Origin of the sequence: Dorea phocaeensis (genome assembly GCF_900240315.1) — a bacterium.
In the GTDB taxonomy this organism is placed as follows: domain Bacteria; phylum Bacillota; class Clostridia; order Lachnospirales; family Lachnospiraceae; genus Dorea_B; species Dorea_B phocaeensis.
Genome location: NZ_OEPZ01000001.1, coordinates 452266 through 477938 on the forward strand (window position 1 = coordinate 452266; position 25673 = coordinate 477938).

24 protein-coding genes are annotated in these 25673 nt (G+C 44.6%); 2 read left to right on the forward strand and 22 right to left on the reverse strand.

Annotated elements, in window-relative coordinates; genetic code table 11:
* Nucleotide 1: 1 nt before the first annotated feature.
* The 14 genes from C0979_RS02095 to gpr all read right to left on the reverse strand — a co-directional run bounded on the left by C0979_RS02095 (nucleotide 2) and on the right by gpr (nucleotide 16236).
* Nucleotides 2–928, reverse strand: a complete 927-nt coding sequence (locus tag C0979_RS02095) for a bifunctional riboflavin kinase/FAD synthetase (RefSeq protein WP_101694412.1) — start codon at nucleotides 926–928, stop codon at nucleotides 2–4.
* 11 nt (nucleotides 929–939) lie between these two features.
* On the reverse strand, nucleotides 940–1848 hold the full coding sequence (gene truB, locus C0979_RS02100; RefSeq protein ID WP_101694413.1) for a tRNA pseudouridine(55) synthase TruB: 909 nt from the start codon (nucleotides 1846–1848) through the stop codon (nucleotides 940–942).
* A 3-nt stretch (nucleotides 1849–1851) separates the two neighbouring features.
* Nucleotides 1852–2850, reverse strand: coding sequence for a DHH family phosphoesterase (locus C0979_RS02105; RefSeq protein ID WP_330403415.1), 999 nt, complete (start codon nucleotides 2848–2850; stop codon nucleotides 1852–1854).
* A complete protein-coding gene (gene rbfA, locus C0979_RS02110; protein ID WP_101694414.1) occupies nucleotides 2837–3199 on the reverse strand; it encodes a 30S ribosome-binding factor RbfA in 363 nt (120 codons plus the stop codon). The genes C0979_RS02105 and rbfA overlap by 14 nt, the downstream gene beginning before the upstream one ends.
* Before the next feature lie 39 nt (nucleotides 3200–3238).
* A complete protein-coding gene (infB, locus tag C0979_RS02115; protein WP_101694415.1) occupies nucleotides 3239–5965 on the reverse strand; it encodes a translation initiation factor IF-2 in 2727 nt (908 codons plus the stop codon).
* A gap of 13 nt (nucleotides 5966–5978) precedes the next feature.
* A complete protein-coding gene (locus C0979_RS02120) occupies nucleotides 5979–6302 on the reverse strand; it encodes a L7Ae/L30e/S12e/Gadd45 family ribosomal protein (RefSeq protein WP_101694416.1) in 324 nt (107 codons plus the stop codon).
* Entirely contained in the window at nucleotides 6289–6549 is a 261-nt protein-coding gene (rnpM, locus tag C0979_RS02125) for an RNase P modulator RnpM (RefSeq protein WP_274602418.1), read from the reverse strand. The genes C0979_RS02120 and rnpM overlap by 14 nt, the downstream gene beginning before the upstream one ends.
* Nucleotides 6550–6575: 26 nt before the next feature.
* Nucleotides 6576–7742 (reverse strand): transcription termination factor NusA, encoded by a 1167-nt coding sequence (gene nusA / locus C0979_RS02130; protein ID WP_101694418.1) that lies wholly within the window; start codon nucleotides 7740–7742, stop codon nucleotides 6576–6578.
* Nucleotides 7743–7762: 20 nt separating this feature from the next.
* Nucleotides 7763–8230: a ribosome maturation factor RimP gene (rimP, locus tag C0979_RS02135; RefSeq protein ID WP_101694419.1), complete on the reverse strand. Its 468-nt coding sequence runs from the start codon at nucleotides 8228–8230 to the stop codon at nucleotides 7763–7765.
* Between the two features lie 160 nt (nucleotides 8231–8390).
* On the reverse strand, nucleotides 8391–9587 hold the full coding sequence (locus C0979_RS02140) for an ABC transporter permease (RefSeq protein WP_101694420.1): 1197 nt from the start codon (nucleotides 9585–9587) through the stop codon (nucleotides 8391–8393).
* Between the two features lie 44 nt (nucleotides 9588–9631).
* A complete protein-coding gene (locus C0979_RS02145; protein ID WP_101694421.1) occupies nucleotides 9632–11872 on the reverse strand; it encodes a DNA gyrase/topoisomerase IV subunit A in 2241 nt (746 codons plus the stop codon).
* 48 nt (nucleotides 11873–11920) lie between these two features.
* Nucleotides 11921–13843 (reverse strand): DNA gyrase/topoisomerase IV subunit B, encoded by a 1923-nt coding sequence (locus tag C0979_RS02150; RefSeq protein WP_101694422.1) that lies wholly within the window; start codon nucleotides 13841–13843, stop codon nucleotides 11921–11923.
* A 133-nt stretch (nucleotides 13844–13976) separates the two neighbouring features.
* Nucleotides 13977–15191, reverse strand: a complete 1215-nt coding sequence (locus tag C0979_RS02155; protein ID WP_242962626.1) for a stage II sporulation protein P — start codon at nucleotides 15189–15191, stop codon at nucleotides 13977–13979.
* A 55-nt stretch (nucleotides 15192–15246) separates the two neighbouring features.
* Nucleotides 15247–16236, reverse strand: coding sequence for a GPR endopeptidase (gene gpr, locus C0979_RS02160; RefSeq protein ID WP_101694423.1), 990 nt, complete (start codon nucleotides 16234–16236; stop codon nucleotides 15247–15249).
* A 210-nt stretch (nucleotides 16237–16446) separates the two neighbouring features.
* Between gpr and rpsT the strand changes: the two genes are divergently transcribed.
* Entirely contained in the window at nucleotides 16447–16710 is a 264-nt protein-coding gene (rpsT, locus tag C0979_RS02165) for a 30S ribosomal protein S20 (protein ID WP_101694424.1), read from the forward strand.
* 74 nt (nucleotides 16711–16784) lie between these two features.
* Here the strand turns inward: rpsT and C0979_RS02170 are convergent, their stop codons facing one another.
* The 5 genes from C0979_RS02170 to C0979_RS02190 all read right to left on the reverse strand — a co-directional run bounded on the left by C0979_RS02170 (nucleotide 16785) and on the right by C0979_RS02190 (nucleotide 21451).
* Nucleotides 16785–17429: a type I phosphoribosyltransferase gene (locus tag C0979_RS02170; RefSeq protein WP_101694763.1), complete on the reverse strand. Its 645-nt coding sequence runs from the start codon at nucleotides 17427–17429 to the stop codon at nucleotides 16785–16787.
* 232 nt (nucleotides 17430–17661) lie between these two features.
* Nucleotides 17662–18681: a ketol-acid reductoisomerase gene (gene ilvC / locus C0979_RS02175; protein WP_101694425.1), complete on the reverse strand. Its 1020-nt coding sequence runs from the start codon at nucleotides 18679–18681 to the stop codon at nucleotides 17662–17664.
* Nucleotides 18682–18765: 84 nt separating this feature from the next.
* Nucleotides 18766–19287, reverse strand: a complete 522-nt coding sequence (gene ilvN / locus C0979_RS02180) for an acetolactate synthase small subunit (protein ID WP_101694426.1) — start codon at nucleotides 19285–19287, stop codon at nucleotides 18766–18768.
* A 127-nt stretch (nucleotides 19288–19414) separates the two neighbouring features.
* Nucleotides 19415–20068, reverse strand: a complete 654-nt coding sequence (locus C0979_RS02185; protein WP_101694427.1) for an HAD family hydrolase — start codon at nucleotides 20066–20068, stop codon at nucleotides 19415–19417.
* A 42-nt stretch (nucleotides 20069–20110) separates the two neighbouring features.
* Nucleotides 20111–21451 (reverse strand): esterase/lipase family protein, encoded by a 1341-nt coding sequence (locus tag C0979_RS02190; protein WP_101694428.1) that lies wholly within the window; start codon nucleotides 21449–21451, stop codon nucleotides 20111–20113.
* Nucleotides 21452–21603: 152 nt separating this feature from the next.
* Between C0979_RS02190 and C0979_RS02195 the strand changes: the two genes are divergently transcribed.
* Nucleotides 21604–21990 (forward strand): BlaI/MecI/CopY family transcriptional regulator, encoded by a 387-nt coding sequence (locus C0979_RS02195; protein ID WP_101694429.1) that lies wholly within the window; start codon nucleotides 21604–21606, stop codon nucleotides 21988–21990.
* Between the two features lie 76 nt (nucleotides 21991–22066).
* Here the strand turns inward: C0979_RS02195 and C0979_RS02200 are convergent, their stop codons facing one another.
* Genes C0979_RS02200 through C0979_RS02210 form a run of 3 tightly spaced genes read right to left on the reverse strand, consistent with a single transcriptional unit; the run spans nucleotide 22067 to nucleotide 25634 of the window.
* Complete coding sequence (locus C0979_RS02200) at nucleotides 22067–22753, reverse strand: Dph6-related ATP pyrophosphatase (protein ID WP_101694430.1); 687 nt, start codon at nucleotides 22751–22753, stop codon at nucleotides 22067–22069.
* A gap of 36 nt (nucleotides 22754–22789) precedes the next feature.
* A complete protein-coding gene (locus C0979_RS02205; protein ID WP_101694431.1) occupies nucleotides 22790–24877 on the reverse strand; it encodes an FtsX-like permease family protein in 2088 nt (695 codons plus the stop codon).
* Complete coding sequence (locus tag C0979_RS02210; RefSeq protein WP_101694432.1) at nucleotides 24870–25634, reverse strand: ABC transporter ATP-binding protein; 765 nt, start codon at nucleotides 25632–25634, stop codon at nucleotides 24870–24872. The genes C0979_RS02205 and C0979_RS02210 overlap by 8 nt, the downstream gene beginning before the upstream one ends.
* Between the last annotated feature and the right edge of the window lie 39 nt (nucleotides 25635–25673).

Genomic DNA, 25673 nt, shown 5'->3' on the forward strand with positions numbered 1-25673 from the left:
TTTACTTCTCCATTCCGAAGAAATGTTTTCCGTATAAAATGTCTTCCTCTATGCATGCTTTCATCTCTTCTATGCTGTCAAACTTCTGCTCAGGTCTCCGATAGTGCAAAAGTCTGACCGTAACCTCTTTTCCATATGCATCTTCACTGTATCCAAACAGAAATGTCTCGATCAGCAAATGATTTTCCTCAGTGACTGTCGGTTTTACTCCCACATTGGAAATCCCTCCATACGTTCTGCCGTCTACGCTCACCTCACTTAGATAAACACCGTAGGGAGGAGCCATCTTATCTTCTGGCCAAACCACATTAAAGGTTGGAAATCCAAGCCGTCTTCCCAGCTTCTTCCCGTGCTCCACCACTCCCGTCAGTTCATACGGATAGCCCAAAAGATCAGACACCACTTCCATCTTTCCTTCTTTTAACATTTCTTTTGCGTAGGTACTACTGATCTCCCGATTGTGGTAACGTTCTTTCTCAATCACAATCAATTCATATCCGAAGGTCTCTGCATAAGACGCAAGCATCTTAATATCACCCTTTTTCCCGAATCCAAATCGGAAATCTGTTCCTACCACCACATAAGACGCATGGAACAAATCGCAAATAATATCCCGGATAAATTCTTCCGCGCCAAGTCCGCTGAATTTCTCGGTAAAGGGGCACTCCACCAGATAGTCTACAAGCCCATCCAGGTGTTTATAGCGCTCCTGTCCCGTCATCAGCATCTGCGGATGAATTCCTTTTCTTAAATACAGTGGACGCATATCAAAAGAACACACCACACTGTTGATTTTATTTGCATTTCCCAATTCCCGTACTTTCTCCACCAGCATTTGATGCCCTCGGTGAAGACCGTCAAATTTTCCGAAGGTCACTGCTGATCTTCTGTCGTCCTTGTAGTGGGACAGCCAATTGATGTATTGCATATCTTCCCCTTCTATGAATTAAAAAACATCTTCTTAATCTGATATTCTCTTCGCTTTTCTTCCCATTTGTAAAGCGCAATAAATTGCCCCTCTTCATCGTATAGACGGATCTTCTCCTGATCGGCAAGAGGCTCGTCTTTCACCGTCACCGCCTGATACGGAAGGACATTTCCATTTTTGGCAAGCGCCATCCAGCGGTTCTTTACCACTGCCGCCTTGTAAGACGTGAACATCTGATCCACCGGTATGACCGCTTCCAAAATTTGATCTTCCTTCTTCAGTCGTTCAATCTCTTCCAGCCGAAGGCTGTCTTTTATCAGAAATCTTTCCACTCTGGTGCGAACCAGCGATTCCATACACCCTCCGCACCCAAGCTTTTCGCCAATATCATGGCACAAAGTCCGGATATAAGTTCCCTTAGAACATTCCACTTCCATACGGACTCTCGGAAGAGCTACTTCTAAAATCTGAATTCCTTTGATCTCTACCGGGCGCGCTTTACGCTCCACCGTCTTTCCTTCTCTGGCAAGCTCATACAGCTTTTTCCCATTGACCTTCAAGGCAGAATACATGGGTGGTATCTGCAGATACGGACCCACGAAACTTTCCACCGCCTTGCACACTTCATTATTTGTCAGATGCTGTGTACTTCCGGTGTTCAGCACTTCTCCGCTGACATCCTGGGTGTCAGTTGTCTGCCCAAGAAGAAGCACCGTTTCATAGACCTTATCCTTGTCTGTCAGAAGCTCACAAAGCCTGGTCCCCTTTCCCAGGCAGACCGGCAGAACACCTTCTGCATCTGGATCCAAAGTTCCGGTGTGTCCAATCTTCTTCTGTCCTAATATTCCACGAAGCTTTGCAACCACATCATGGGAAGTATATCCCTTTTCTTTATACACATTGATGATTCCGTGTATCATTGACTATTGTTCTCCTGTCTCTTTCGTATCATCCCTGCACAGATCCAATTGAATTTCCAGCTGCTTCGCCAGATTGTTCAGCACATCATGCGGGGTTCCTTTCATGGTAACTCCAGCCGCTTTCTTATGACCGCCGCCTCCAAAATACTGCGCCACTTTTCTGACGTCCGTCTCGTTCTTAGACCGAAGGCTTACTTTATACACATGAGATTCCAGCTCATACAGAAAAACTGCCACCTCTATCCCTTTGGTCACTCGAAGCTGACTGACAATTCCATCAAGATCCTTAGGTGTCACACCATAGAATTCCATTTCCTCTTGGGTAACATAAGACGCAATGCAGCGTCCATCCATAAAAAGAATACTCTCTAAAAGCGCCCGACCCAAAATCTGGTTCTGCGCATAGCTTTTCTCATAAAACGTATCCTGAATAATCCGCGGCCCGTCTACCCCCTTCTCCAAAAGGGATGCTACCATCCGAAGGGTCTTAGGGGATGTACAGCTGTACTGGAACACACCCGTATCATGGACAATTCCCATATACAACGCTTCTGCTGTCAGAAGAGACACGTTCTCTTCCTCCAGAAGCTGATACACCAACTCTGACGTAGAACTTGCATCTGCCACCACATAATTCACATCTGCAAAGGCGGTATTGCTGATATGATGATCAATACATACCGTCTGCTTTGCCTGTTCAAACAAAGGTGCAGAAAAGCCCAGTCGATCCAGACTTCCACAATCCAGGCAGAAGAAAAGGTCGTACACAGTCTCTTCTGTTATCTCATGCCGGATCCTCTGTGTTGCCGAAAGGAAACCGAAACTCTCCGGAATCTCTTCCAGATATACGTCCACTTCTTTCTCCGGATACTGTTCTAACAGATACTGGAACAATCCCATAGTGGAACCTACACAGTCCCCGTCCGGTCTTACGTGTCCGCCAATTGCAATCTTCTTCCCTTCGGCAACCAGGCCTTTTAGCATTTCCTTATTCAGAGTCATTGCCCGTTACCTCTTCAATCTTCTTTGACATCTGAACACCATATTCAATCGACTGATCCAGTACAAAGGTCAGTTCCGGCGTATTGCGCATATTTAAGTTATGCGCCAATTCCCGGCGGATATATCCTTCCGCACTTTTCAATCCTTTCACGGTCTCAGACTGTGCATGTTCGTCCCCAAGCACACTGATATAGACCTTACATGTCTTCAGATCCGGCGCAACTTCCGCTGCTACCACTGAGGTCCAGGGAGCCACGCGGGGATCCTTGATCCCACCGCGAATGATATTGCTTAACTCCCGCTGTACCTCCATATTTACTCTAGTATTCTTAATACTTCGTTTTCTCATCGCTTCTATCCCTCCAGCCTGCAGGAGGTTTCAGATCCCTTATCTTGGGATCTCAACCATCTTGAATGCTTCTACCAGGTCGCCTTCTTTGACATCGTTAAAGTTGGCAAATACAAATCCACACTCATATCCTGCTCTTACTTCTTTTACATCATCTTTAAATCGTTTCAGAGACGCAAGAGGTCCTTCAAAGATCACGATGCCATCACGGGTAATCCGCACGGAACAATCTCTCTCAAAAGTACCATCCTGTACATAAGAACCGGCAATCGTTCCTACTCCGGATGCCTTGAAGGTCTGACGCACTTCTGCGTGTCCCAGCACTTTTTCTTCAAATACCGGATCTAACATTCCCTTCATGGCTGCCTCAACATCCTCAATTGCGCTGTAAATTACGCGGTACAGACGAATATCTACACCTTCCCGGTCTGCCGTCTCTTTTGCTGTTGCATCCGGACGGACATTGAATCCAATAATGATCGCATTGGATGCAGATGCCAGACTGACGTCAGATTCATTGATGGCGCCGACACCTCCGTGGATAATCTTCACTACCACCTCTTCGTTGGACAGTTTCAGAAGACTTTGTTTCATCGCTTCTACAGATCCCTGTACGTCTGCTTTTACTACAATACCAAGTTCTTTTAAGTTTCCTTCCTGAATCTGAGTAAACAGATCATCCAGAGACAACTTGGATTTCGTCTCTTCTAACAGCTTCACTTTACCCTGAGAAATAAATGTCTCTGCAAAGTTTCTTGCTTCTTTATCATTCGCGCATCCGACGAATACTTCACCAGCATTTGGAACATCATTTAATCCCAGAATCTCTACCGGCATGGATGGACCTGCTTCTTTCACACGTCTTCCCTTATCATCCATCATGGCACGTACTTTTCCGTGAGCGGAACCTGCCGCAATAGCGTCTCCTACGCGGAGCGTTCCCTTCTGTACCAGCACCGTTGCCACAGAACCACGTCCTTTATCAAGCTGCGCTTCCAAAACCAATCCTCTTGCACGTCTGTTTGGATTTGCCTTTAACTCCAGTACTTCTGCTGTCAGAAGGATCATTTCCATCAAATCTTCGATTCCTTCTCCTGTCTTTGCTGACACTGGTACGAAGATCGTACTTCCACCCCAGTCTTCTGAAATCAGTTCGTACTCGGTAAGCTCCTGCTTTACACGTTCAACATTGGCACTTGGCTTATCAATCTTATTCACTGCGACAATAATTTCAACCCCTGCCGCCTTCGCATGGTTGATCGCCTCTACCGTCTGCGGCATCACACCATCGTCTGCCGCTACCACAAGGATCGCAATATCAGTAGACTGCGCACCTCTAAGTCTCATAGCTGTAAACGCTTCATGTCCCGGTGTATCAAGGAAGGTAATCTTCTCACCATTGGCCTCTACTACAGATGCTCCGATATGCTGCGTAATTCCTCCTGCCTCGCCAACAATTACATTGGTATGACGGATTGCATCAAGAAGAGAGGTCTTTCCATGGTCAACGTGTCCCATAACACATACAACCGGAGGACGCTTCTTCATTTTCTTCTCATCCTCTTCTTCCTCTTTGAGCAGCTCTTCAATGACGTCTACAACCTCTTCCTTCTCACAGAGAACATCAAATTCCAGTGCAATCTCTTCTGCAGTCTCATAATCAATTTCCTGATTTACCGTTACAATTTTACCCTGCATAAAGAGTTTCTTTACAATCACAGACGGAACAATCTTCATCTTGTCTGCCAGTTCTTTGATCGTCAGAACTTCCGGAACAATAATGGACTTAATTTCCTCTTCCTGCTTCTGCTCTTTTGGCTGTGGCTTCTGCATCTGCGGCTTCTGATCATTTTTCTTCTTGCCGCCTTTGATCATTGTTCCTTCTTCTTCCTCGCGTCGGTAATCTTTCTTCTTATACTCGTCTTTTCCCTTACCTTTGCTTCTCTGTGGCTTCTGACCTTCCAAAGCAGGTGCTGGAATCTTATTGTCTCTTCTGTCGCTGCCGCGTCTGTTATCCGGTCTGTCACCATTTCTTCTGTTATCGCGGTTATCACGACCATCTCTTCTGTCGCTGCCTCTGCGGCCTTCGTTTCTTCCTTCTCCTCTTGCTCCCTGCGGTCTGTCAGAGCGTCTGTCACCGCCGCGTCCCTGGCGTCTGTCATCACCTTTATTCTCCTGTGGACGCTCGGAACGTCTCTCTCCACTGCGGTTCTGACGTCTGTCGTCCTCACGCGCCGGTCTTCTGTCTTCCCGCTCCGGGCGTTTCTCCGCTGCTGGTCTCTGAGCTTCTGCGCGCTTTGGTGCGGCTGCTTTTTCAATCGGCTTTTCAACTGGTTTTTCTGCCGGCTTTTCTACTACCGGTTTCTCTGCCGGTTTTTCTGTAATTGGACGTTTCACCACTTCTTTCTCCTCTTTTGCCAGCGCTGCCGCTTTAGACGGGCGTCCGTTATTAACCTGCATTGGGCGGCCCTGCTGCGCACTTCGTCTGTTCCCGCCTGTTCTTCTTCCCGGCTTATTTCCATTCTGTGTATTCTGCGGACGGAACACGTGCACAATATTTTTCTTCTTCGGTGCCTCTTTTGCTTCTTTCTCATCGTCACCTTTGGAAGCGCCTCCCATTGCTGCTCGTACTTTCTTGGCATCTGCTTCTTCCAGTGTACTCATATGATTTTTCACCTCTATATTGTTGCTGCCAAGGAACTCCAGGACGTCTTTACTTGGCACATCCAGTTCCTTTGCCAGCTCATATACTTTTATTTTTGACATATTACTACCTCCTCTATGCAATTGTATGACCTTCTGCGTCTAGTTGTCTGCAGATTCCATCTGCGAATCCCTGATCCAATATCGCCAGTGATGCCCGAAACTGTTTCCCCATCGCATGACCCAGGGTATCCTTATCCTCCAAAAACCGGATTGGAACCTGGTAGAACTCACACATATTTCTAAATTTTTTCTTTGTATTATCCGATGCATCTCCTGCCACAATGACCAGTGCTGCCCGCCCGGATTTCACCTCTTTTTCCGTGCAGAACTCTCCGCTGACTGTCTTGCCTGCTTTTGTGGCCAGGCTCACCAGGGAAAGGATTCTATTCTGTTTCAAGTGCTTCCATCTCCTTTTCCAATGCGTCGTAGACTTCCTTCGGAATCGCCTGTTTAAAAGAACGCTCCAGTCCTCTGCTTTTTACCGCCTTCTGAAAACACTCACGAGACGGACACAGATAGGCCCCTCTTCCGTTTTTCTTTCCGGTAGCATCCAAAAGGAATTCTCCTTCCGCTGTCCGAATCACCCGGATCAACTCTTTTTTATTCTTCATCTCCTGGCATCCGACACATTTGCGCTGCGGCATTTTCCTAGTATTACTCAAATAATCACCTATTCCTCTACTTCTTCAAACTCTTCAAATTCTATGATTTCTTCATCCGCGGACTCATCGTAAGGCTCTTCGTACTCTTCCTCAAATACGCCTTCCGTCATATCCATATAGTTCTCCGGCAGTTCTCCAGACTCTATCGCCTGTGTCTCGCTCTTGATATCAATCTTATACCCAGTCAGTCTTGCCGCCAGTCTTGCATTCTGTCCTTCTTTTCCAATTGCAAGAGACAGCTGGTAATCTGGTACAATTACACTTGCCGTCTTGTCATCCGGATCTGCCATAACAGAGATGACTTTCGCCGGGCTGAGTGCATTCTCAATCAGAATTGCCGGATTATCGCTCCAGTTGATAATATCGATCTTCTCCCCGCGAAGTTCGTTTACGATAGCATTGACTCTGGCGCCGTTCATACCGACACATGCTCCTACCGGATCTACATCCGGATCGTTGGACCATACAGCAATCTTCGTTCTGCTTCCAGCCTCTCTTGCGATACTCTTAATTTCAACAATTCCATCTTTTACTTCCGTCACTTCAGACTCAAATAGACGCTTTACCAGCTCCGGATGCGTACGGGATACCAGGATCTTTGGTCCCTTCGTGGTATTCTTCACCTCTACTACATACAGCTTAATACGCTCGGTCGGTGTAAAGACTTCTCCCTTCACCTGCTCATTCTCTGTCAACATCGCATCTGCCTTTCCAAGATTAATGCTGACATTCTTTCCAACATAACGCTGTACGATACCTGTCACAATATCCTTTTCTTTTTCAAAATACTGATCGTATACAACCTTTCTTTCTTCCTCGCGAATCTTCTGTAAAATCAGATTCTTCGCATTCTGAGTTGCGATACGTCCAAAAGATTTGGATTCAATCGGAATCTGCACAATATCGCCAAGTTCATAAGAGCTGTCAATCTCTCTTGCATCTTCCAGACTGATTTCTTCCAATTTATCTTCCACTTCCTCTACAACTGTTTTCTCTGCGAACAGACGATAATCGCAGGATTCTCTATCCATAATCAGCTTGATATTATCCGCTTTCCCAAAATGGCTCTTGCAGGCATTTAAAAGAGAATTCTCAATGGCATCCATCAGTGTCTCTTTACTAATATCCTTCTCCTTCTCCAGTATATTAAGCGCCTCTAATAATTCTGTGTTCATTTTCTTATATCCTCCTAATCTTAAAAATCAAACGCCAGGCGAATCAGCGCGATATCACTTCTGTCAAACGTCTTCTCAGTCTCATCTTCCATCGCAATGGTAACGGTATCTGCATCGTATCCGGTAAGCACTCCGGTAAATTCTTTCTGTTTGTCAATCATGCGGTAAGTCCGAATTTCTACTTCTTCTCCCATACTTCTCTTGAAATCCTTTTCCTTCTTGAGCGGTCTTCCAAGTCCCGGAGAGCTGACTTCCAGAATATATGCATCCTCAATATAATCTTTTTCATCCAAAAGATCACTCAGTCTTCTGCTGACCTTTTCACAGTCGTTAATGTCAATGCCGCCCGGTTTGTCAATGTAGGCACGAAGATACCAAGTACTTCCTTCTTTTACATACTCTACATCTACCAGCTCAAATCCATATTCTTCCGTAATCGGAAGTAGGATCTCTTCGGTTTTCTGTTCGTAATTTTCTTTCTTTGACAATCTAAAATTCCTCCTTACCATCTGCAGAATTCAAATACCGGCAGTCCTTCTTTGTATACACTGCAACAAAGAAGAGTGAACTTTCGTCCACTCTTCTGCCGATTCCTTTATGTTACTGTTATCAAGTATAACACTCCATCTCACAAAATGCAAGGGGTGTTTATTCATTCCTTCGGATCTCCTCCACAAGACTATTCTTTCTCTGCGGAGCATAAGCAAGATATGGCACTGCCACACCAAGAATCAAAAGCAGTGGACACGCTGCCAACATCGGCCAAATCACAAAGTGGTACCGCATAAACCACAACCCGTCAGACAGCGCTCTTATTGCAGTGGCCGAAAACAAGGTGCCAAAGATCAGAACTACCCCGATGGTAATCACCGCATAATAGATTCCCTCTAAAATCAACATTTGAAGGAGCTGCTTCTTCGTCATGCCAATTGATTCCATCATAGCAAACTCTTTGCGTCTGGTCACAATATTGGTCAATACAGAGTTGATAAAGTTTAACACCCCGATCACGCCGATTACCACACTTAAAGTTCCGCCTACCAATACGAACAGATTCTTAAGCCCAGAAAATTCATCCAGCCATTTCTGTTTGGATTCGTAACCCATTAGCGGCTCTTTCGTAATCGTGTAGTCTTCTACAAACTGGCCATAGGCCGTTTCCTTTTCATCCTCTACATTCAGAAGATAACTCATCAGGAAATCTTCGGACTCCATTTCTTTAAATACATCTGCCACTGTGTAGTAACAAAATTCAATTCCATATCGGTTCGTCAAGCCATAGTAATTCTCTTTGATCACCGTCAGAATCTCAAACTCCCTACGGCTTCCGTCCGGAAGCGCCAGCGTCACCTTATCTCCGGAATGATGCATCATTTCTTTTGGCTCTACCTTGCCGTTGTCATCTGTAGAGGTACTATAAATCAAATACTTTCCGGTCTTTAGCTTCTCTTTGATCACCGAAAGATCCTCTTCACCTTCATATACATCGATCTGCTCAAGTGGAAAATCTTCCAGTCCATAAAGAACGGTGCTGGTAGAATAAGCCCCGTTTTCATCTTTTCGTAGATAGTCTTTCTCCGCTCCATACGTCCGATAATATCCTTTGCTGTCATGCGGGATATAGTCAGGAGCTTCCCAGGAGTCTGCCATAAGTCCGAATCTTGTAGAAGAATAAATCCGTCCCCCTTCTTCAAATCCATCCTGCGCCTCACAGGCCTCGATGAAGGACTCTGACAGATTTTCTGTCTTTACCTCTTCACTGTCTCCGCCATAATACTGATCGATACCAAAGTATCTGGCATTGGCAATCTGTAAATCCGTCGTCACAAATTTCTTTAAAAACACATCGGCTTCTCTTCATCTCTTTTCCTGTCTTCGCGTCTTGTCAGTTATCCTCTTGTCTTCGTACCGGTTCCGTCCCGTTTTGCCACTTTCAGACGATTTAATGTTACCTCTTTTTCTTTGTACTTCACCTTAACTTCCGTTCCCTCTTCAAAGAGATAAGCGTGCTCCACCTCATCGTTTTTCCGAAGCTTGATACCGCGGACTCCGACAGCGCCCTTTTTCTTCTCGGAGACTTCTTCTGCCGGAAACCGCAGGAAAAATCCATCTTTTGACTGCAGTACAATTTGCTGATTATCCGTAATGACCTGTACACTTACCAGACGATCTTCCGCCTGCAGCTTGGTCGCGGCAATGGTTCGCTTAGACACCTGGAACTCACTGCCTTCTACCTTCTTTATCATACCTTGGCTGGTAACGAACAGAAGCTTTGCAAAGCGCATCTGCTCAGAGTCACAGATATATACAATCTCTTCTTTGGTACTGTCATAATTACTTACATTATCGATTGGAAGGCTCTTGTCCCGGAATTTCCCATACGGAAGATCCAGCACCTTGACCTGGTGCATCTTGCCGGTATCGGTAAACAGACAGATCTTCCCGGTATTCATACATGGCAGAATATATTTATTCTCTGCGTCTGCCGCTTCCTTATTCCGCTCATAGGTTGCCGGATCCACCGTCTTGGCATATCCAAATCGATCCATCAGGAATACCACTTCCTGTTCCTCAATCTTATTTTCTTCATAGACCGCTTCCTCGGCATTTTCTATAGCAGTGCGGCGTTTTCTTAAGTATTCCTTCTTAATCGCATCCAAATCTTCGATAATCACGTCTGCCATCGACTCATAATGATCTAGAATATCCTCGTATCTGGCAATTTTCTGAAGCGTTTCTTCATGTTCCTTCTGAAGTGCTTCAATCTCTAAACCAATCAGCTTGTACAGGCGCATTTCCAAAATCGCCGTTGCCTGCCGCTCGGTAAAGCGAAGCATTGCCGCCATTTTTTTGGAAATTCCGGATTTGAATCGAATGTTTTCCGTCTCACCTCTGGTCAGACATGCCTTGGCATCCTTCACCGACTGGCTGCCTCGCAGAATCTCGATAATCAGATCAATCACATCACATGCTTTGATCAGACCTTCTTGGATTTCTTTCTTATCCTGTTCTTTGCCAAGCAGCGTCTGATACTTCCTGGTCGCCATCTCAAACTGAAAATCTACATGGTGCTCGATGATTTTCTTAAGTCCCATGGTCTCCGGTCTTCCGTTTGCCACCGCCAGCATATTGACGCCGAAGGTATCTTCCAAACGTGTCTTCTTATAGAGCATGTTTGTCAGATTCTCAACATCCGCTCCCTTTTTCAGATCGATCACAATCCGGATTCCTTCTTTGGAGGACTGGTTGGAAATATCCACAATATCCGTCGTCTTCTTAGACTCTACCAATGCACAGACATCATTTAAGAACTTCCCGATTCCGGCTCCAATCATCGTGTAAGGAATCTCTGTAATCACCAGGCGCTTCTTTCCGCCTTTCATCTCTTCTACTTCTACTTTACCACGAAGCTTAATCTTCCCGGTTCCCGTCTCGTAGATTGCCGCCAGATCGTCCTTGTTGACTACAATTCCTCCCGTTGGGAAATCCGGCCCTTTGATGAATTTCATTAGTCCTTTGGTACTAATGTCGCTATTCTTCATATACGCTTTGACTGCGTCCACCACTTCCCCCAGATTATGAGGCGGAATGCTGGTCGCCATACCAACCGCAATTCCTTCTGCCCCGTTAACCAAAAGATTGGGAATCCGAACCGGAAGTACCACTGGCTCTTTCTCTGTTTCATCAAAGTTTGGTCCGAAATCCACAATATTCTTGTCCAAATCCGCAAGATAGACTTCCTGTGTCAACTTAGCAAGTCGGGCTTCTGTGTAACGCATCGCCGCAGCTCCATCACCTTCGATAGATCCAAAGTTACCGTGTCCATCAACCAGTGTCATGCCCTTCTTAAACTCCTGTGCCATAACCACCAGCGCCTCATAGATAGAACTGTCTCCATGTGGATGGTATTTACCCATGGTATCCCCTACGATACGGGCACATTTCCGATAAGGCTTGTCATAACGTATTCCCAGTTCATACATATCATAGAGCGTACGTCTTTGTACCGGCTTCAAGCCATCCCGCACATCTGGCAGCGCTCTTGCAACAATGACGCTCATTGCATAATCAATGTATGATTTTCTCATAACATCCGAATATTCCGTTCTAATGATTTGTGAATCCTGCATCTTTTCCTCCAACTGTTTCCATCGATCTCTTCCATTCACACGCTTTTACTATATATCCAGTTCCGCTTCGGTCGCATTCTCGTAGATAAATGCCCGGCGCGGCGGAACTTCTGTTCCCATCAACATCTCTGTTACATCTGATGCCATCCTTGCATCTTCAATCTCTACCCGCTTTAAGATTCTGGTCTCTGGATTGATGGTTGTCTCCCACAGCTGCTCGGCGTCCATCTCTCCTAAACCTTTATATCGCTGCAGAGTAAACGGTCCCTCATGGCTCTTACGGTACCGCTCCAGCGCCCGGTCATCGTAGAGGTACTCTTCTTCCCCCTTCTTTGGCATCACTTTATAAAGTGGAGGCATGGCAATATAGACATGTCCCTCATCAATCAATTCCTTCATAAAGCGATAGAACAAGGTTAACAGAAGTGTCGAAATGTGCGCGCCGTCCACGTCCGCATCGGCCATGATGATAATCTTGTCGTATCGAAGCTTCGTAATGTCAAAATCATTGCCATATCCTTCTGAAAATCCACATCCAAATGCATTGATCATGGTCTTGATCTCTGCATTTGCCAGCACCTTATCGATACTCGCCTTCTCCACATTCAGAATCTTTCCGCGAATCGGCAGAATTGCCTGGTACATCCGGTCTCTTGCCGTCTTGGCAGAGCCGCCGGCAGAATCTCCCTCTACAATAAAAATCTCGCACTTTGAAGCATCCCGGCTTTCACAGTTCGCAAGCTTTCCATTGCTGTCGAAGGAATATTTCTGCTTCGTCAGAAGATTGGTTTTGGCACGCTCCTCCGTTTTCCGGATCTTCGCCGCCTTCTCCGCACATCCGATCACCTTCTTTAAATTCTCTAAATTTCTGTCAAAATAGCGTACGATCTCATCACCGGTTACCTTGCTGCACGCCTTGGCTGCATCCGGATTATCAAGCTTCGTCTTCGTCTGTCCTTCAAACCTCGGATCGGGATGCTTGATCGAGATAATCGCCGTCATTCCATTTCGGATATCGGCTCCGGTAAAATTGGCATCCTTCTCTTTCAAGATTCCAAGCTCTCTTGCATACTGGTTCATCACCGTCGTAAAGGTAGTCTTAAATCCCGTCAGATGGGTTCCGCCTTCTGCATTATAGATGTTGTTGCAGAATCCCATAACATTTTCGTGGAACTCATTTACATACTGAAATGCCGCTTCCACCTCGATACCTTCTGCCTCTCCTTTAAAATAAACTGGTTCGTGCACCGTCTCCTTCTTAGAATTCAGATCTTTGATAAATCCCAGTATTCCGTCTGGCTCGTGATACACGACATGCTCTTTTTCCGCCCCTCTTTTATCCTCGAAGATAATCGTAAGAGAAGGATTTAAGTATGCCGTCTCATGCATCCGGCTCTTGACCTCTTCCGCCCGAAACCGGGTCTTCTCAAAGATCGTGTCGTCCGGCAGAAAATTCACCTTCGTTCCGGTCTTTCTCGTCTTCGCAATCTTCGGCAGCAGTCCGTCTTCTAATTCTACCACTGGTTTTCCTCGCTCAAACCGATCGTGGTGAACGTATCCGTCACGGCTGATCTCCACATCCATATAAACAGAAAGGGCATTGACAACGGAAGAACCCACACCGTGCAGTCCTCCACTGGTCTTGTACGCTGAATCGTCAAATTTCCCACCTGCATGAAGGGTGGTATAAACGACCCGGGCCGCCGGAAGTCCGGTTGCATGAAGATCCACCGGCACACCACGCCCATTATCTTCCACTGTCGCAGAACCATCCGCCTCCAATGTCACTTTAATTTCCGTACAAAAGCCTGCAAGATGCTCATCCACTGAGTTATCTACCATCTCATAGATCAGATGGTTCAATCCCTTGGTTGATACACTTCCGATATACATTCCCGGACGCTTCCGAACCGCCTCCAGTCCTTCCAATATGGAAATGCTTTCCGCATCATAGGTATTCTTCTTCGCCATGGCTTCCTATATCCTTTCTATCCTTTTTGTGCAAACGCCCATATATGAGCGCATACGACTCCATACTGCCAATATCTTAGCACAAAGTCCTGTATGGGGCAAATAGAATTTATTTTGTCAGAGCATGGGCAATTTACTTTATCAGCACATGAGCAAGGGTATCTGCCAGAACTTCCATCGCATTTCGCATTTCTTCTACTGTATTGGTCTGAGCTCCTGCTTCAATTAGAAGTGTCCGCGGCTTAAAGTGCATATTATAGCGATATCCGCGCAGGAAAATACGTCTGGTAAATCCGGGGTATTTTTCATTGGCTGCCAGTTGAAGCTGAAGTGAAAATGCCAGATTATCTTCTATGTACGGGTTTGGCAAGTAACTGATATTTCCATTTGCTTTTGTACGGCTTAGTCCATTAAAGAACATAATCTGTGCCGTCGGCTTTCCACCAACTTCTGTCACCAGATGGGTTCCTTCCACCACGCCGTCCCTGTGCAGATCGATCACCACCTCTATGCTGGGGTGCTCTGCCAGAATTTTCTGAATCTCTGGTTCAGCCAGCTGATAAGCCTGGCTTCGATCCAGCTTCCCATCTACCAAATCATAAACCCCTTCATGGTGAAGCGTTGGAATCTTGTACGTCTCACTCAAAAGCTGAGTTAAATAAGCACCCATTCCTACAATAGAAGTCGCCGGATCTCCAGGCGCCGAGTCGGCAAATGCCTCCTGCGAATGGGTATGATAGATCAATACCTTCGGCTCCTCCTGATCGGGAATCTCAATATGAAGATCTTTTTCCAACAGGGCCTTGGCATTTAAAAGCTGTGGATCTGCCATGGTGTTTCCATCTACCGCATAAAAATTTCCCAACAGATATTCGTAATTCATTAACTTTTCCATACTGGCATCAACGGGCGTGCCCGATGTCTGAACAGCCGTGTCTAAAGGCTTCTCTTCTCCGATCAGTTTTCCCTCTTCATCCACGGCATTTTCATCACTTTCCTGTCTCGCAAGAATCATGGCGTAGGTCTCCCTGTCTTCCACTTCCGTATCCAGAAACTCTTTGTCCTCTACATAGGTTCCAATGGGAAGTAGTTCCATAGCCCGATCAGCCACCCATTCCCAGGGCGTCTTCTCTTCCCCTGCTTCTACGCAGGCAAGCCCTGGAAGCCACCATTTCTTGGCATGTTCCACCGCTGCGTCGGAAAAGACCACCCCTATTTTCATCCATAGTTCTTCGGGAACCTTCTTTCCCAGGCGGATTCCCGCCAAAAGAAAAAGGATCCCTGCCGAAACTACCATCAGCACCCGGCTGATTCTTATTTTTACTTTCACATTTTTCACTCCGCTCATTCCCGGTCTCCCCTGCTTGAGAACCGGACTTTCGTCTTCCTACAGTGTCTTAACACTATATGAGTCCGGCAGATGGATTATGTGCCTGTCCTCCTGAAAACAGAAGATTGAGCGCTTCTGAAATAGTGAAACTGATTCTTCTTATGGTATCATCAATGTCTTTTGGCGTTACAAACAGCCCATTTAAGTGTGGTGAAATCAATTCTTTCACCAGTTCATACTTCTCCGCCGCATTATACCCGGAAAGCACCACGCCTACTCCTTTTAAGGTCTCAGAGCTTTCCAGCGCCCGAATAAAATTTTCCATCGTATCGTTTACGATGGTGGCTGCATCCACAACGGTTGGAACTCCGATTGAAATAACCGGTACTCCAACGGTCTCTTTCGTAATCGCATTTCTATGATTTCCAACCCCGGAACCAGGATGAATCCCCGTATCACTGATCTGAATTGTCCGGTTCAGCCGTCTGGTGCTTCTTGCCGCCAGTGCGTCTACCACAATCAACAGGTCTGGTTTCGTTTGCTTGATCACCCCTCGAATCACTTCCACCGTCTCCATCCCTGTCTGTCCCATCACCCCCGGAATCACCGCACTGACCATGCATACCTGATCTTTCCCCATAGCATAACGTCCATACTCCTTCACGATATGCCTGGTAATGTTCAGATGATCTGCCACATAAGGCCCCAGTGCATCCGGCGTTACGTATCGATTTCCAAGCCCTGCCACTAACACGGAATACTCCGGCTTATCCATCGGAACAAAAGGCTTTAAAAACTTTGCCAGTTCTGCCGAAATCTCCTCATGGTAGCCCTCGTCCGGCACAGCCAAATCCGGCGCCTCCATCGTAATATAAGTTCCTACCGGCTTTCCCATAATTTTCGCCCCATTTTCCGTCTCAATCTTCACCGTCGTAACTCGGATCTCTCTTTCTTCATCATATGTTTCATCCAAAATCACACCCGGAACTTCCACATTATCTGCCGCAAACCGTTCCTTCTGCTCCAGTGCAAGATCCGTCCGGATCCTATACTTCTCGATCATGGTTCCATCCTCCTGCCTACTGCTTCTTTTCATAATTACTATATTTCCTGTTTTTTGGGAAAATATGTAGGTTTTTTTGGAAAATATCTATTGACAGAAAGCATTCCTTGGCATAAAATAAGTTCGTATGTTTCGTTAGAACGTCCGTGTCCGGCTCTAACGAACTGGAATCGATCGAAATCGAAATATAGGATATTGGAGGTGGACAAGTTGGCTAATATCAAATCTGCAAAGAAAAGAATCTTAGTAAACGAAACAAAAGCTGCAAGAAACAAAGCAATTAAGTCTAAAGTAAAAACTTGCGTAAAGAAAGTTGAAACAGCTATCGCTAACAAGGATGCCGAAGCGGCTGCGGCAGCATTAAAGGTAGCAATCGTTGAGATCAATAAAGCAGGAAGCAAGGGTGTTTATCACAAGAACACTTGCTCCAGAAAGATTTCTCGTTTAACAAAAGCTGTAAACAGAATTGCTTAATTATAAATTTGGGACGGGGTTTTTTTAAAAAAACTCCGTCCCAAATTGCATTTTACCCTGTCCCAATTGTACTTCTACTCCAATCTGGAATATCCAAAGCTATTCACAATAGCTTCTATCTTTTCTCCATTCTGACACATCGGACATTTCCCCGGTTCATACGCTCGATAATCAGGAACGTCTTTGCTTGTGAAAATCGTTTTAATCTCCATCCCCGCCACTTTTGAGACGGCGCTGAAAACTGCGCAGACACCGCAAATAGTTCCACCATAATACAGCACCGATTCAATCGCTTTGCTGATCGTTCTTCCAGTAGTCACGGATCCTGCCAGCAGCAATACCTGTTGATCTCTAATCATTCGCTGCTTATTATCTCGGAATAAAATCTGCCCCTGTGTATAATATTCTGGTGTAATCACAGAGATATTATTCCCCGCACTCAGAGACATTCCGGAAGAATCTGCCAGCTGCTCTGCCAAAAAGGTTCCGATCACTTCCGTCTCATCCAGGCACACAATGGTGTTGACATGGGTGTTTGTCTTGTACTCTTCCGCTAAAACCTTCGCCGTTTCTCTGGCGTTATTGTGTCTGCATTTCACCGTCGACATATCGATATACGTGTTCAAATGTGAATTGCTTGTCACAAAATGACCTCTTAACACCTTGATTCTTGCCTTCGGATTCCTTGCAGAGCGCAAATCTTCCATTTTTTCAATCATATTACTCATTTTCTCCCTCCTTTTCAGTGCTTATTTTCTGTTTTCTGATTTCATTCTATCATAATTCACAGAAAAATCTATTCATTTCACATAAAAAGAATGAGGTCTTCCAAAATATTATAATTCAAATGTTATAATTCAAAAAAAGACACGGGATCTCGCAGCGTTCCTGCTGCTTTCCCGTGCCTTTTCTTCTCTATACAAATCTATACAAGCCAAAAACCCGCTGCTTTTAGTTGTTGATCAGTTTATCTGCATCACTCCAGCTATACAGTTTTCTTACTTCTTCACCTGTCTTCTCTGCCGGATGTTCTGCTGCAAGCTTTCTCATTGCTCTGAAGTGTGCCTGACCGCCTGCTTCAGACATGTCTAATAAGAATTCTTTCGCGAAGGAACCATCCTGAATGTCAGAAAGGATCTTCTTCATAGCTTTCTTTGTCTCATCTGTAATAATCTTTGGTCCTGTTATGTAATCGCCATACTCTGCTGTGTTGGAGATGGAGTATCTCATTCCTGCGAATCCTGACTCGTAAATCAAGTCAACGATCAGTTTCATCTCATGTACACATTCAAAATATGCATTTCTTGGATCGTATCCAGCTTCCGTAAGGGTCTCGAAACCTGCCTGCATCAGAGCGCAAACACCACCGCAAAGAACTGCCTGCTCACCGAAGAGGTCTGTCTCTGTCTCTGTTCTGAATGTTGTCTCCAGAACTCCTGCTCTTGCTCCACCGATACCAGCTGCATATGCCAGCGCTTTATCAAGAGCTTTTCCTGTAGCATCCTGCTCTACTGCAACAAGACATGGAACTCCTTTTCCTGCAACATACTCACTTCTTACGGTATGTCCTGGTCCCTTTGGCGCGATCATGGTAACGTCTACATTTGCAGGCGGTATAATCTGTCCGAAATGAATGTTGAAACCATGAGCAAACATAAGCATATTTCCTTCTTCAAGGTTTGGCTCAATATCGTTTTTGTAAAGTGCAGCCTGTTTCTCATCATTGATAAGAATCATAATGATATCCGCTTTCTTAGCTGCCTCTGCTGCTGTATATACTTTAAGTCCCTGTGCTTCTGCTTTTGCCCAGGATTTACTTCCTTCGTAAAGACCGATGATAACGTCACATCCAGAATCCTTTAAGTTAAGTGCATGCGCATGTCCCTGACTTCCATAACCGATAATCGCGATTGTCTTACCCTCTAACATAGATAAATTACAATCTTCCTGATAAAAAATTCTTGCTGCCATTTTACATTCCTCCTAAGATAATAAATTCTCATTTTATTTATTAAACAAGGCTGGCCGAAAACCGGTCTCATTTAAAATCGTTTGCTATTCTCCACTAATCTTTCCGCTCTCATCAATGAAGGTAACGTCTTTAATTCCTCTTGCCAGACCTGTGATTCCGGTTCTTGCAAGCTCTAAAATCTCATGTCCGTCCAAAAGATTCAAGAACGCTTCCAACTTTGACTGGTTTCCAGTAAGCTCTACCATCAAAGATTCCTTCTCCACATCTACAATCTTCGCCCGGAAAATATCTGCGATAGAGATAATCTCTGCCCGCTGCGCCGCATTGGCACGAACCTTCACCATAATCAGTTCCCGGTAAACGGAGTCTGCCGGATCAAGTACCTTGATCTCTATGATGTCTTCCAACTTACGAACCTGCTTTTCAATCTGTGAAAGAATCAATTCATCACCACTCGCAACGATCGTAATCCGCGTAAATCTAGAGTCTGCCGTCACTCCCGCCGTAATGCTGTCAATACTGTATCCCCGTCTGCTGAACAATCCTGATATCCGGCTCAACACACCTGGATTATTGTCTACAATCAATGAATATACTCTCTGCATACTGCACCTCTTTTCTTATTTTTTCAAAAACAGAGTGCGTTCTGTTTTTAAATAATATCAATTAATCACACTTTTGTCAAGTAAATCGTGAAACTTTTTTGTAAACTTTTTTTGCAAAATTCTCTTTCTACTGTACCATGCGCAGAATGTCTTCTGGATGTTCTGCAATCCCATCTGCCCCGGCCATTTCTAATTCCTCAAGGCTTCCAAATCCGTACAGCACACCCAAACAGTCAATCCCAACCTGGTGCGCGCCTTCCACATCATGCCTGCGATCTCCAACCATCAATACCTTTGTCTTGTCTTTCATTTTACAAACGTCAAGGGCATACTCAATAACCTCAGCCTTACTTCCGCGCCCGCCGTCCAGCTCCATTCCTGCAATGTAATCAAAATACGGAGTCAACTCAAAATAATCCATAATTCTTCTGGCATAAACTTCCGGTTTAGAAGTCGCCACGATCAATCGTTTTCCTGCCTTCTTCAGGCCCTTTAGCGTCTCTTCAAGACCTTCATAAACCCGATTCTCATAGAGCCCTTTATCCGCGTAATATTCCCGGTAACAGAAAATTGCCTCCAATGCCTTTTCTTCTGAAAACTGATAATACTTCTGGAAAGAATCACTAAGAGGCGGTCCAATAAACTGACAAAGTTTCTCACGATCCGTCTCTACAATTCCGAATTTTTCAAGTGCATACATGACCGAATTGGTAATTCCTTCGGAAGAATCCGTAATCGTTCCATCTAAATCAAATAATAATGTATGATATTCTGTTCTCATTCTTTCTCACCCTTCTATCTTTCTCCTCTTTTTGAGGTTTTCTTAAAAGCCCTGATTTTTCAACCGGTGAACCAATTCCACGTAAAATTCCCTAACATCAAATCCAGGAATATTCTCCCGGTTCAAATCAATCATGTCCCCATGGGAGATTCCACGCTTCCCATCCACCATCAAATATTGATAAGAAGCACCCCAGGGGAAGGAGGCTTCCGACACGAGTCCATCATTATCTCCATCAAAATATTTCACCAATTGATAAGAAAAATTAAGTGGAAATCTTCCGCCCGATGCCACATTCAATTTAGAACCAACGCTCTGATAAAAAACCTCCGGCTGATCCGGTACTTCTGCATTGAATTTCCGGCATGCCGACGCCGTCAAATCCTGCACGGCCGCAAGGAAATCCGGGTTATCATCGCCCATTTTCCGAAGCGCCGCCTGATACCCATCCGCCACCTTCTGCTGTGCGGATTTCGGAATCTTATCTAAAAGATAATCAGCAAATTCACATCCTCGATGGGGCGTATTAATCGTAGTCAGAGACGCCACAAAGGGAGCCATTCCCAATTTACTGATGGCATAGCGGCTGTCAAGTCCTCCTTTGGAATGTGCAATAATATTGACCTTCCCAGCCCCGGTCTCTTCTAAAATTCCCAAAATTCTCCGTCTTAACTCTTCCCCACTATCTTTGACTGCTGCCGCCGACTGATGATTTCCATAATAGATTCTGGCGCCATTCTTCTTTAATTCCCCAGGTATTCTCCCCCAGTAATTGAAATACCGAAAATCACGAAAAAACACACCGTGCACCATCAGGATCGGATATCTGGTATCGCAGATCTTGTCTTTGACCCGCTCTTGATTCGATCGCATTTTCTGATTCTCAAATACCGCTTCTTCTGACGCCAGATGAATCAAATGATTCAACACCACCAGATTCACAATCGGAAGCCACCCACATAGCAGCCCAATAATCCGCCATTTAATTCCAATCTGAGCCGAACTTAAATACACTCGAATCATTCCATTCCAAAATACCACTGCCTCTGCCAGAAACACCGTCAAAAGATTCCAAAGCCACAGCCAGTGATGATTCCGTAAAACGGTAAAGGCAGATCCGCTCACCAGAATCAATGATCCTGCCAATGAAATTTGAAAAATTCTCAGAAGTTCACAGCCATCCCGACAGATACGAAGTCTGCGCTTTTCGATTTTCTCCCCTGCTGGCGACGGCTTGATATTGAAAAAAAGGAAGCCTGCCAGGAGGCTTAAAACTCCCCAAACAGAAGCTCTTTCACCAAGTACCAGCGGAATATTTCCCGTCAATACAACAATCACTGAAATCAGCAGCCACATCACCCATGTTCCAAAAGAATGTTTCATATATCTCCCCCTTCCTGACGGCATTCAACCGGAAAATCAGGTTGAATTTCCTGTAATGCAATCATTATACCACATTCGCTTCCATTTGACATTCCTTCAAATTCCTTCTATAATATTTGTATTACAAACGTAATATTTAAAGGAGACCGACTATGAATAAACTTCCACAAATTTCCGAAGCTGAATTTGAGGTCATGAAGGTGATCTGGAAATATGCACCTATTAGTACAAATGAAATCACAGAAAAGCTATTGCAGACGACAAACTGGAGCCCTAAGACAATTCAGACTTTAATCAAACGCCTTGTAACCAAAGGCGCTCTCACGTACGAAAAACAAAGCCGCATGTTTATTTATACTCCTGTAGTAAAAGAAAGCGAATATATTGGACAGGAAAGTTCTTCCTTTCTGAACCGTTATTATGATGGAGATATTACAGCCATGGTATCTGCTTATATAGAAAGTGATAAACTATCGGAATCAGAACTGGACACACTCCGCATGCTTCTTTCGCAGAAACAGGAAAAAGGAGGAAAATAATATGGCTGTATAATCTATGGTTACCCGACTTCATGATTCTTTCTTCTATAGTACACCTGCAAACATTCTTTACGAATCAACCTAACTCTAGATAACAATATCTGTGTGGTCTATTTGTGTCCACATCTTTGTAATCCACATGGTACTTGCGTACTATTTGAAAATCTACTGGCTTTTTAAATAATGGTCCATCAAACACAAACGAATGGTATTCTCCATTTTCCCCACATATATCAGCACCTTGAGGATAGGTTTCAATAAATTCTCTATCAATTACTTTCCCAAGGAAACTTTCCGGTAATACCGAATGATCAATACATGTTATGATAGCTTTAAAACCAGTTTCAACAAATCGTTTCAAAATTTCCTGAGACGAAATATTCCAAAGCGGGAACTCCGCTTTTATTCCTGATTTTGCACAATTTGATATACGCCTGCTTCGAATTTCTTCTAAATATATGTCGCCAAAAAGTGCCGTTGTAATTCCCTGAGATTTAAATTTTTCAATATACCGTTCCATTGCCATTCCATATTCTTCATCCGACCAGCTTTCATTGAAACGAAATACTGTTAATGGTATTCCGATTTGAGTTGCCTGTTTCATAAGTAGTTCCATTCCGATTTCGTGCATCGCTATTTTGTCTTTTCCTGATGCAATTACTGAAAACAATGAATCCACCTTAAACTGCTTTCCTTGCATCACATAATATAGTGCAAGAGCGGAATCTTTTCCGCTGCTCCAATTAAAATATGCCTTTTCCATACTGTATAAATCTCCAAATTATATTCTCTCTTCTTTTCACCGTCTCTCTTCTACACTGCGCTTAAATCCTATATAAGTAACCGCAAAATAGATTGCATAGACTCCAAAGAACAACAAAAACGCAATGCCGAAATACTGAAGTACCGATGTCTTCACTCCCGTATAGAAGATAAATTTTCGGCTGATATAGACTATAATCACCCCGCTGATTCCTGCGGCAAACAGTGCCGGGCAGAGATAATATACCCCCAGCTGCTTGAAAATAAGGCGGGAAATCTCCTTCATTCCAAGGCCAAGCTTTCCAAGCACCTCATAACGGAATCGATATTTGGACGCATCAGAAAGCTGCTGCACGGTCAGCACAGTAAGTGCTACACAGACAAATACCAGCCCGATGTAAAATGCCGGGAAGATCACGGTAGATAAAATGTAACGAATCTCAGGGATTGCATTATCCCTCACAACATAGTATGCCGCATAGGTAACCACCGTATCGGAACCAAAGCACCAGTTTCTCCATTCACTCTCACCCGAAGCTTCCCCTTTATAGTCAACAGACTCTGCATCATCTTCTATGTTTTCCAGTCTACGCTGAAGATCAGCCGGAGCTTTCCCTTTGATGTCCACTGCCAGCTCAGCATAAAACGGCGTCATCTTCTGAATCACCCGATCCGGCACTACAATCACATAATCCCCACCATTATGTCCATCCTGGGAAAACGGCTCGGTCTGATATCCAGCTAACCGAAGCGGCGTTCCATCATTTGCATTTTCTGCAATCTTCATCCCTTTCGTGAATTCTCCTACTTCCTGATAAATACGTTCCTTTACATGTACAAGATATGCATCATCCTCTAAGTGAACCGGGTCATAGCCAAGCATTTTCCGCAAATGATTGTAATCACTCAAGCCCATAAACGTATCAAAACTACAATAAGACTGTTCCTGTTCTTTCTTAAGCTTCTCTCTATCTGCCGTCCCGTCTGCCTTTAAATATTTGTCACCAAAATACTGCAAATGCGTATAAAGCCAATGATTCACCTGGGCAGTTTTGTCCGTATAAATCGAATAGACATAACTTTCCTTCACGGTTGTATGATTTTCTATTACTTCCAGCTCCTCTGCGAAATCATCTGCCGCATCACTGCTGTAAGCATGCACATCAAAGGGAAATTTATCCTGTAAAATTTGATCCTGATAATCACTGAACATCATTGCCGCCGAACAGCCAAGAAATGCAATGGTAAAAAGGGATGTCAGCGTTCCCATTGTAAAGCGCATTGATTTAAGCTTGGAAGAAAACTGACGCATTAAAAAAAGATTCTGCCCCCGGTATATCGCCTTTCCTTTCTTTCTAACATAGCAGATCAGCCATGCAGAAAGACCTGTATAGAAAAGATAAATCACCAATACCAGACCTACCAGAAATACTAGGATACTTCCTACATTTAAGAGCCACCCCTGAAGAAGAAGCACCCCAAATACCACTAGAAAAAGAAGTGATAGGGGAAGAAGCCACCGCTTTGCTCCTTCATGCTTTTCCACGATTTCTTCATTCTTTCGCTGCGCTTCCATCAGATCATGGATATTCATTTTCCGAAATTTCCGTCTGCAGCGAAAAAGCGCCAACAGATAGCAACCTCCATAGCATGACATCGTCATCAAAATACAATATCGATTCATCTCCAGATGAAGATGATAATTGACCTGTATCATTCCATACAAAACAGACATCAGAATCTGCTGAATCAGAATCCCAAGTCCCATACCGGGAAGGAATGCTCCTATTCCAAGAAGAAGATTCTCCCGCATATAAAGTCCGGCGATCTCCTTCTTTTTCATACCTATCAAAAGATAGATCCCAAATTCCCGGCTTCTCTTTTCCATGATAAACCGAACCATATAATGAATCAGCCACGCAACAATCAACACAACGAAAAATGTAGCAAGCCCCACCATCGCCGCCATTGCCCCTGCAACTTCAAACATATTCTGTACATCTTTGGAAAACAGAATACTGTTAAATGCGAACATAAGCGCCGTCACAAAAGTCATCGTCAAAAAATAGACCAGATAATCTTTTGCCAACCCCATTACATTGCGAACTGCAAGCTTTCTATTCATCTTCCAGTTCACCTCCTGTTAAAGAAAGCACGTCTAAGATTTCATTGAGGAAATCTCTTCGGCTCTTCGCTCCCTTCACTAGCTCATGGAAGATCTTCCCATCTTTTAGAAACAGGATCCTTCCGCAGTAGCTGGCAGAAAAAGCGTCATGGGTTACCATGAAAATCGTAGTCCGAAGGTTCTCATTCAACTGGCAAAATGTCTTAAGAAGTGTCTGCGCAGAACGGGAATCCAGCGCTCCTGTAGGCTCATCTGCCAGCAGAAGACATGGATCATTGACCAGCGCTCTTGCACAGGCACAGCGCTGCTTCTGCCCTCCGGATACCTGATATGGAAACTGATCCCGGATTCCGTCAATTCCAAGCAATCTCATAATCTGATCACATTTCTTCTGAATCTGACGCCGGCTACCCTTATGAAGTGTCATCGCAAGGATAATATTTTCCTCCAGCGTCAGCGTATCCAAAAGATTATATTCCTGAAATACGAAACCTAGATTATCCTTCCGAAACCTGGATAATTCATCTTCTGTAAGTTCCGTAATATCCGTATCCCCATAATAAATGTGTCCCGCCGTCACCTGATCAATGGTAGATAAAAGATTCAGAAGTGTACTCTTTCCAGAGCCGGACGCTCCCATCACTCCTACAAACTCTCCTTGTTCCACCTGGAAACTAACCCGGTCTACCGCCTTTGTCACCTGATTTCCATTTCCATAATATTTTTCTACATCGCATACGCGGATGTTCTGCTTCATCTGCCTTCACTCCTTCTTGTCTTTCTTTTCAGCCTTTTC

Coding starts and splice junctions, on each gene's coding strand:
- C0979_RS02105 (WP_330403415.1), bottom strand. CDS start 2,850: ATGACTCTGAATAAGGAAATGCTAAAAGGCCTGGTTGCCGAAGGGAAG.
- C0979_RS02195 (WP_101694429.1), top strand. CDS start 21,604: ATGAATAAACTTCCACAAATTTCCGAAGCTGAATTTGAGGTCATGAAG.
- C0979_RS02190 (WP_101694428.1), bottom strand. CDS start 21,451: ATGAAACATTCTTTTGGAACATGGGTGATGTGGCTGCTGATTTCAGTG.
- C0979_RS02145 (WP_101694421.1), bottom strand. CDS start 11,872: ATGCAGGATTCACAAATCATTAGAACGGAATATTCGGATGTTATGAGA.
- C0979_RS02210 (WP_101694432.1), bottom strand. CDS start 25,634: ATGAAGCAGAACATCCGCGTATGCGATGTAGAAAAATATTATGGAAAT.
- ilvC (WP_101694425.1), bottom strand. CDS start 18,681: ATGGCAGCAAGAATTTTTTATCAGGAAGATTGTAATTTATCTATGTTA.
- infB (WP_101694415.1), bottom strand. CDS start 5,965: ATGTCAAAAATAAAAGTATATGAGCTGGCAAAGGAACTGGATGTGCCA.
- C0979_RS02200 (WP_101694430.1), bottom strand. CDS start 22,753: ATGGAAAAGGCATATTTTAATTGGAGCAGCGGAAAAGATTCCGCTCTT.
- gpr (WP_101694423.1), bottom strand. CDS start 16,236: ATGATCGAGAAGTATAGGATCCGGACGGATCTTGCACTGGAGCAGAAG.
- C0979_RS02185 (WP_101694427.1), bottom strand. CDS start 20,068: ATGAGAACAGAATATCATACATTATTATTTGATTTAGATGGAACGATT.
- C0979_RS02150 (WP_101694422.1), bottom strand. CDS start 13,843: ATGGCGAAGAAGAATACCTATGATGCGGAAAGCATTTCCATATTGGAA.
- ilvN (WP_101694426.1), bottom strand. CDS start 19,287: ATGCAGAGAGTATATTCATTGATTGTAGACAATAATCCAGGTGTGTTG.
- rnpM (WP_274602418.1), bottom strand. CDS start 6,549: ATGCCGCAGCGCAAATGTGTCGGATGCCAGGAGATGAAGAATAAAAAA.
- nusA (WP_101694418.1), bottom strand. CDS start 7,742: ATGAACACAGAATTATTAGAGGCGCTTAATATACTGGAGAAGGAGAAG.
- C0979_RS02095 (WP_101694412.1), bottom strand. CDS start 928: ATGCAATACATCAATTGGCTGTCCCACTACAAGGACGACAGAAGATCA.
- rbfA (WP_101694414.1), bottom strand. CDS start 3,199: ATGAGAAAACGAAGTATTAAGAATACTAGAGTAAATATGGAGGTACAG.
- C0979_RS02170 (WP_101694763.1), bottom strand. CDS start 17,429: ATGATTGAAAAAATGGAAGATTTGCGCTCTGCAAGGAATCCGAAGGCA.
- C0979_RS02155 (WP_242962626.1), bottom strand. CDS start 15,191: ATGAGCGGAGTGAAAAATGTGAAAGTAAAAATAAGAATCAGCCGGGTG.
- C0979_RS02205 (WP_101694431.1), bottom strand. CDS start 24,877: ATGAATAGAAAGCTTGCAGTTCGCAATGTAATGGGGTTGGCAAAAGAT.
- truB (WP_101694413.1), bottom strand. CDS start 1,848: ATGATACACGGAATCATCAATGTGTATAAAGAAAAGGGATATACTTCC.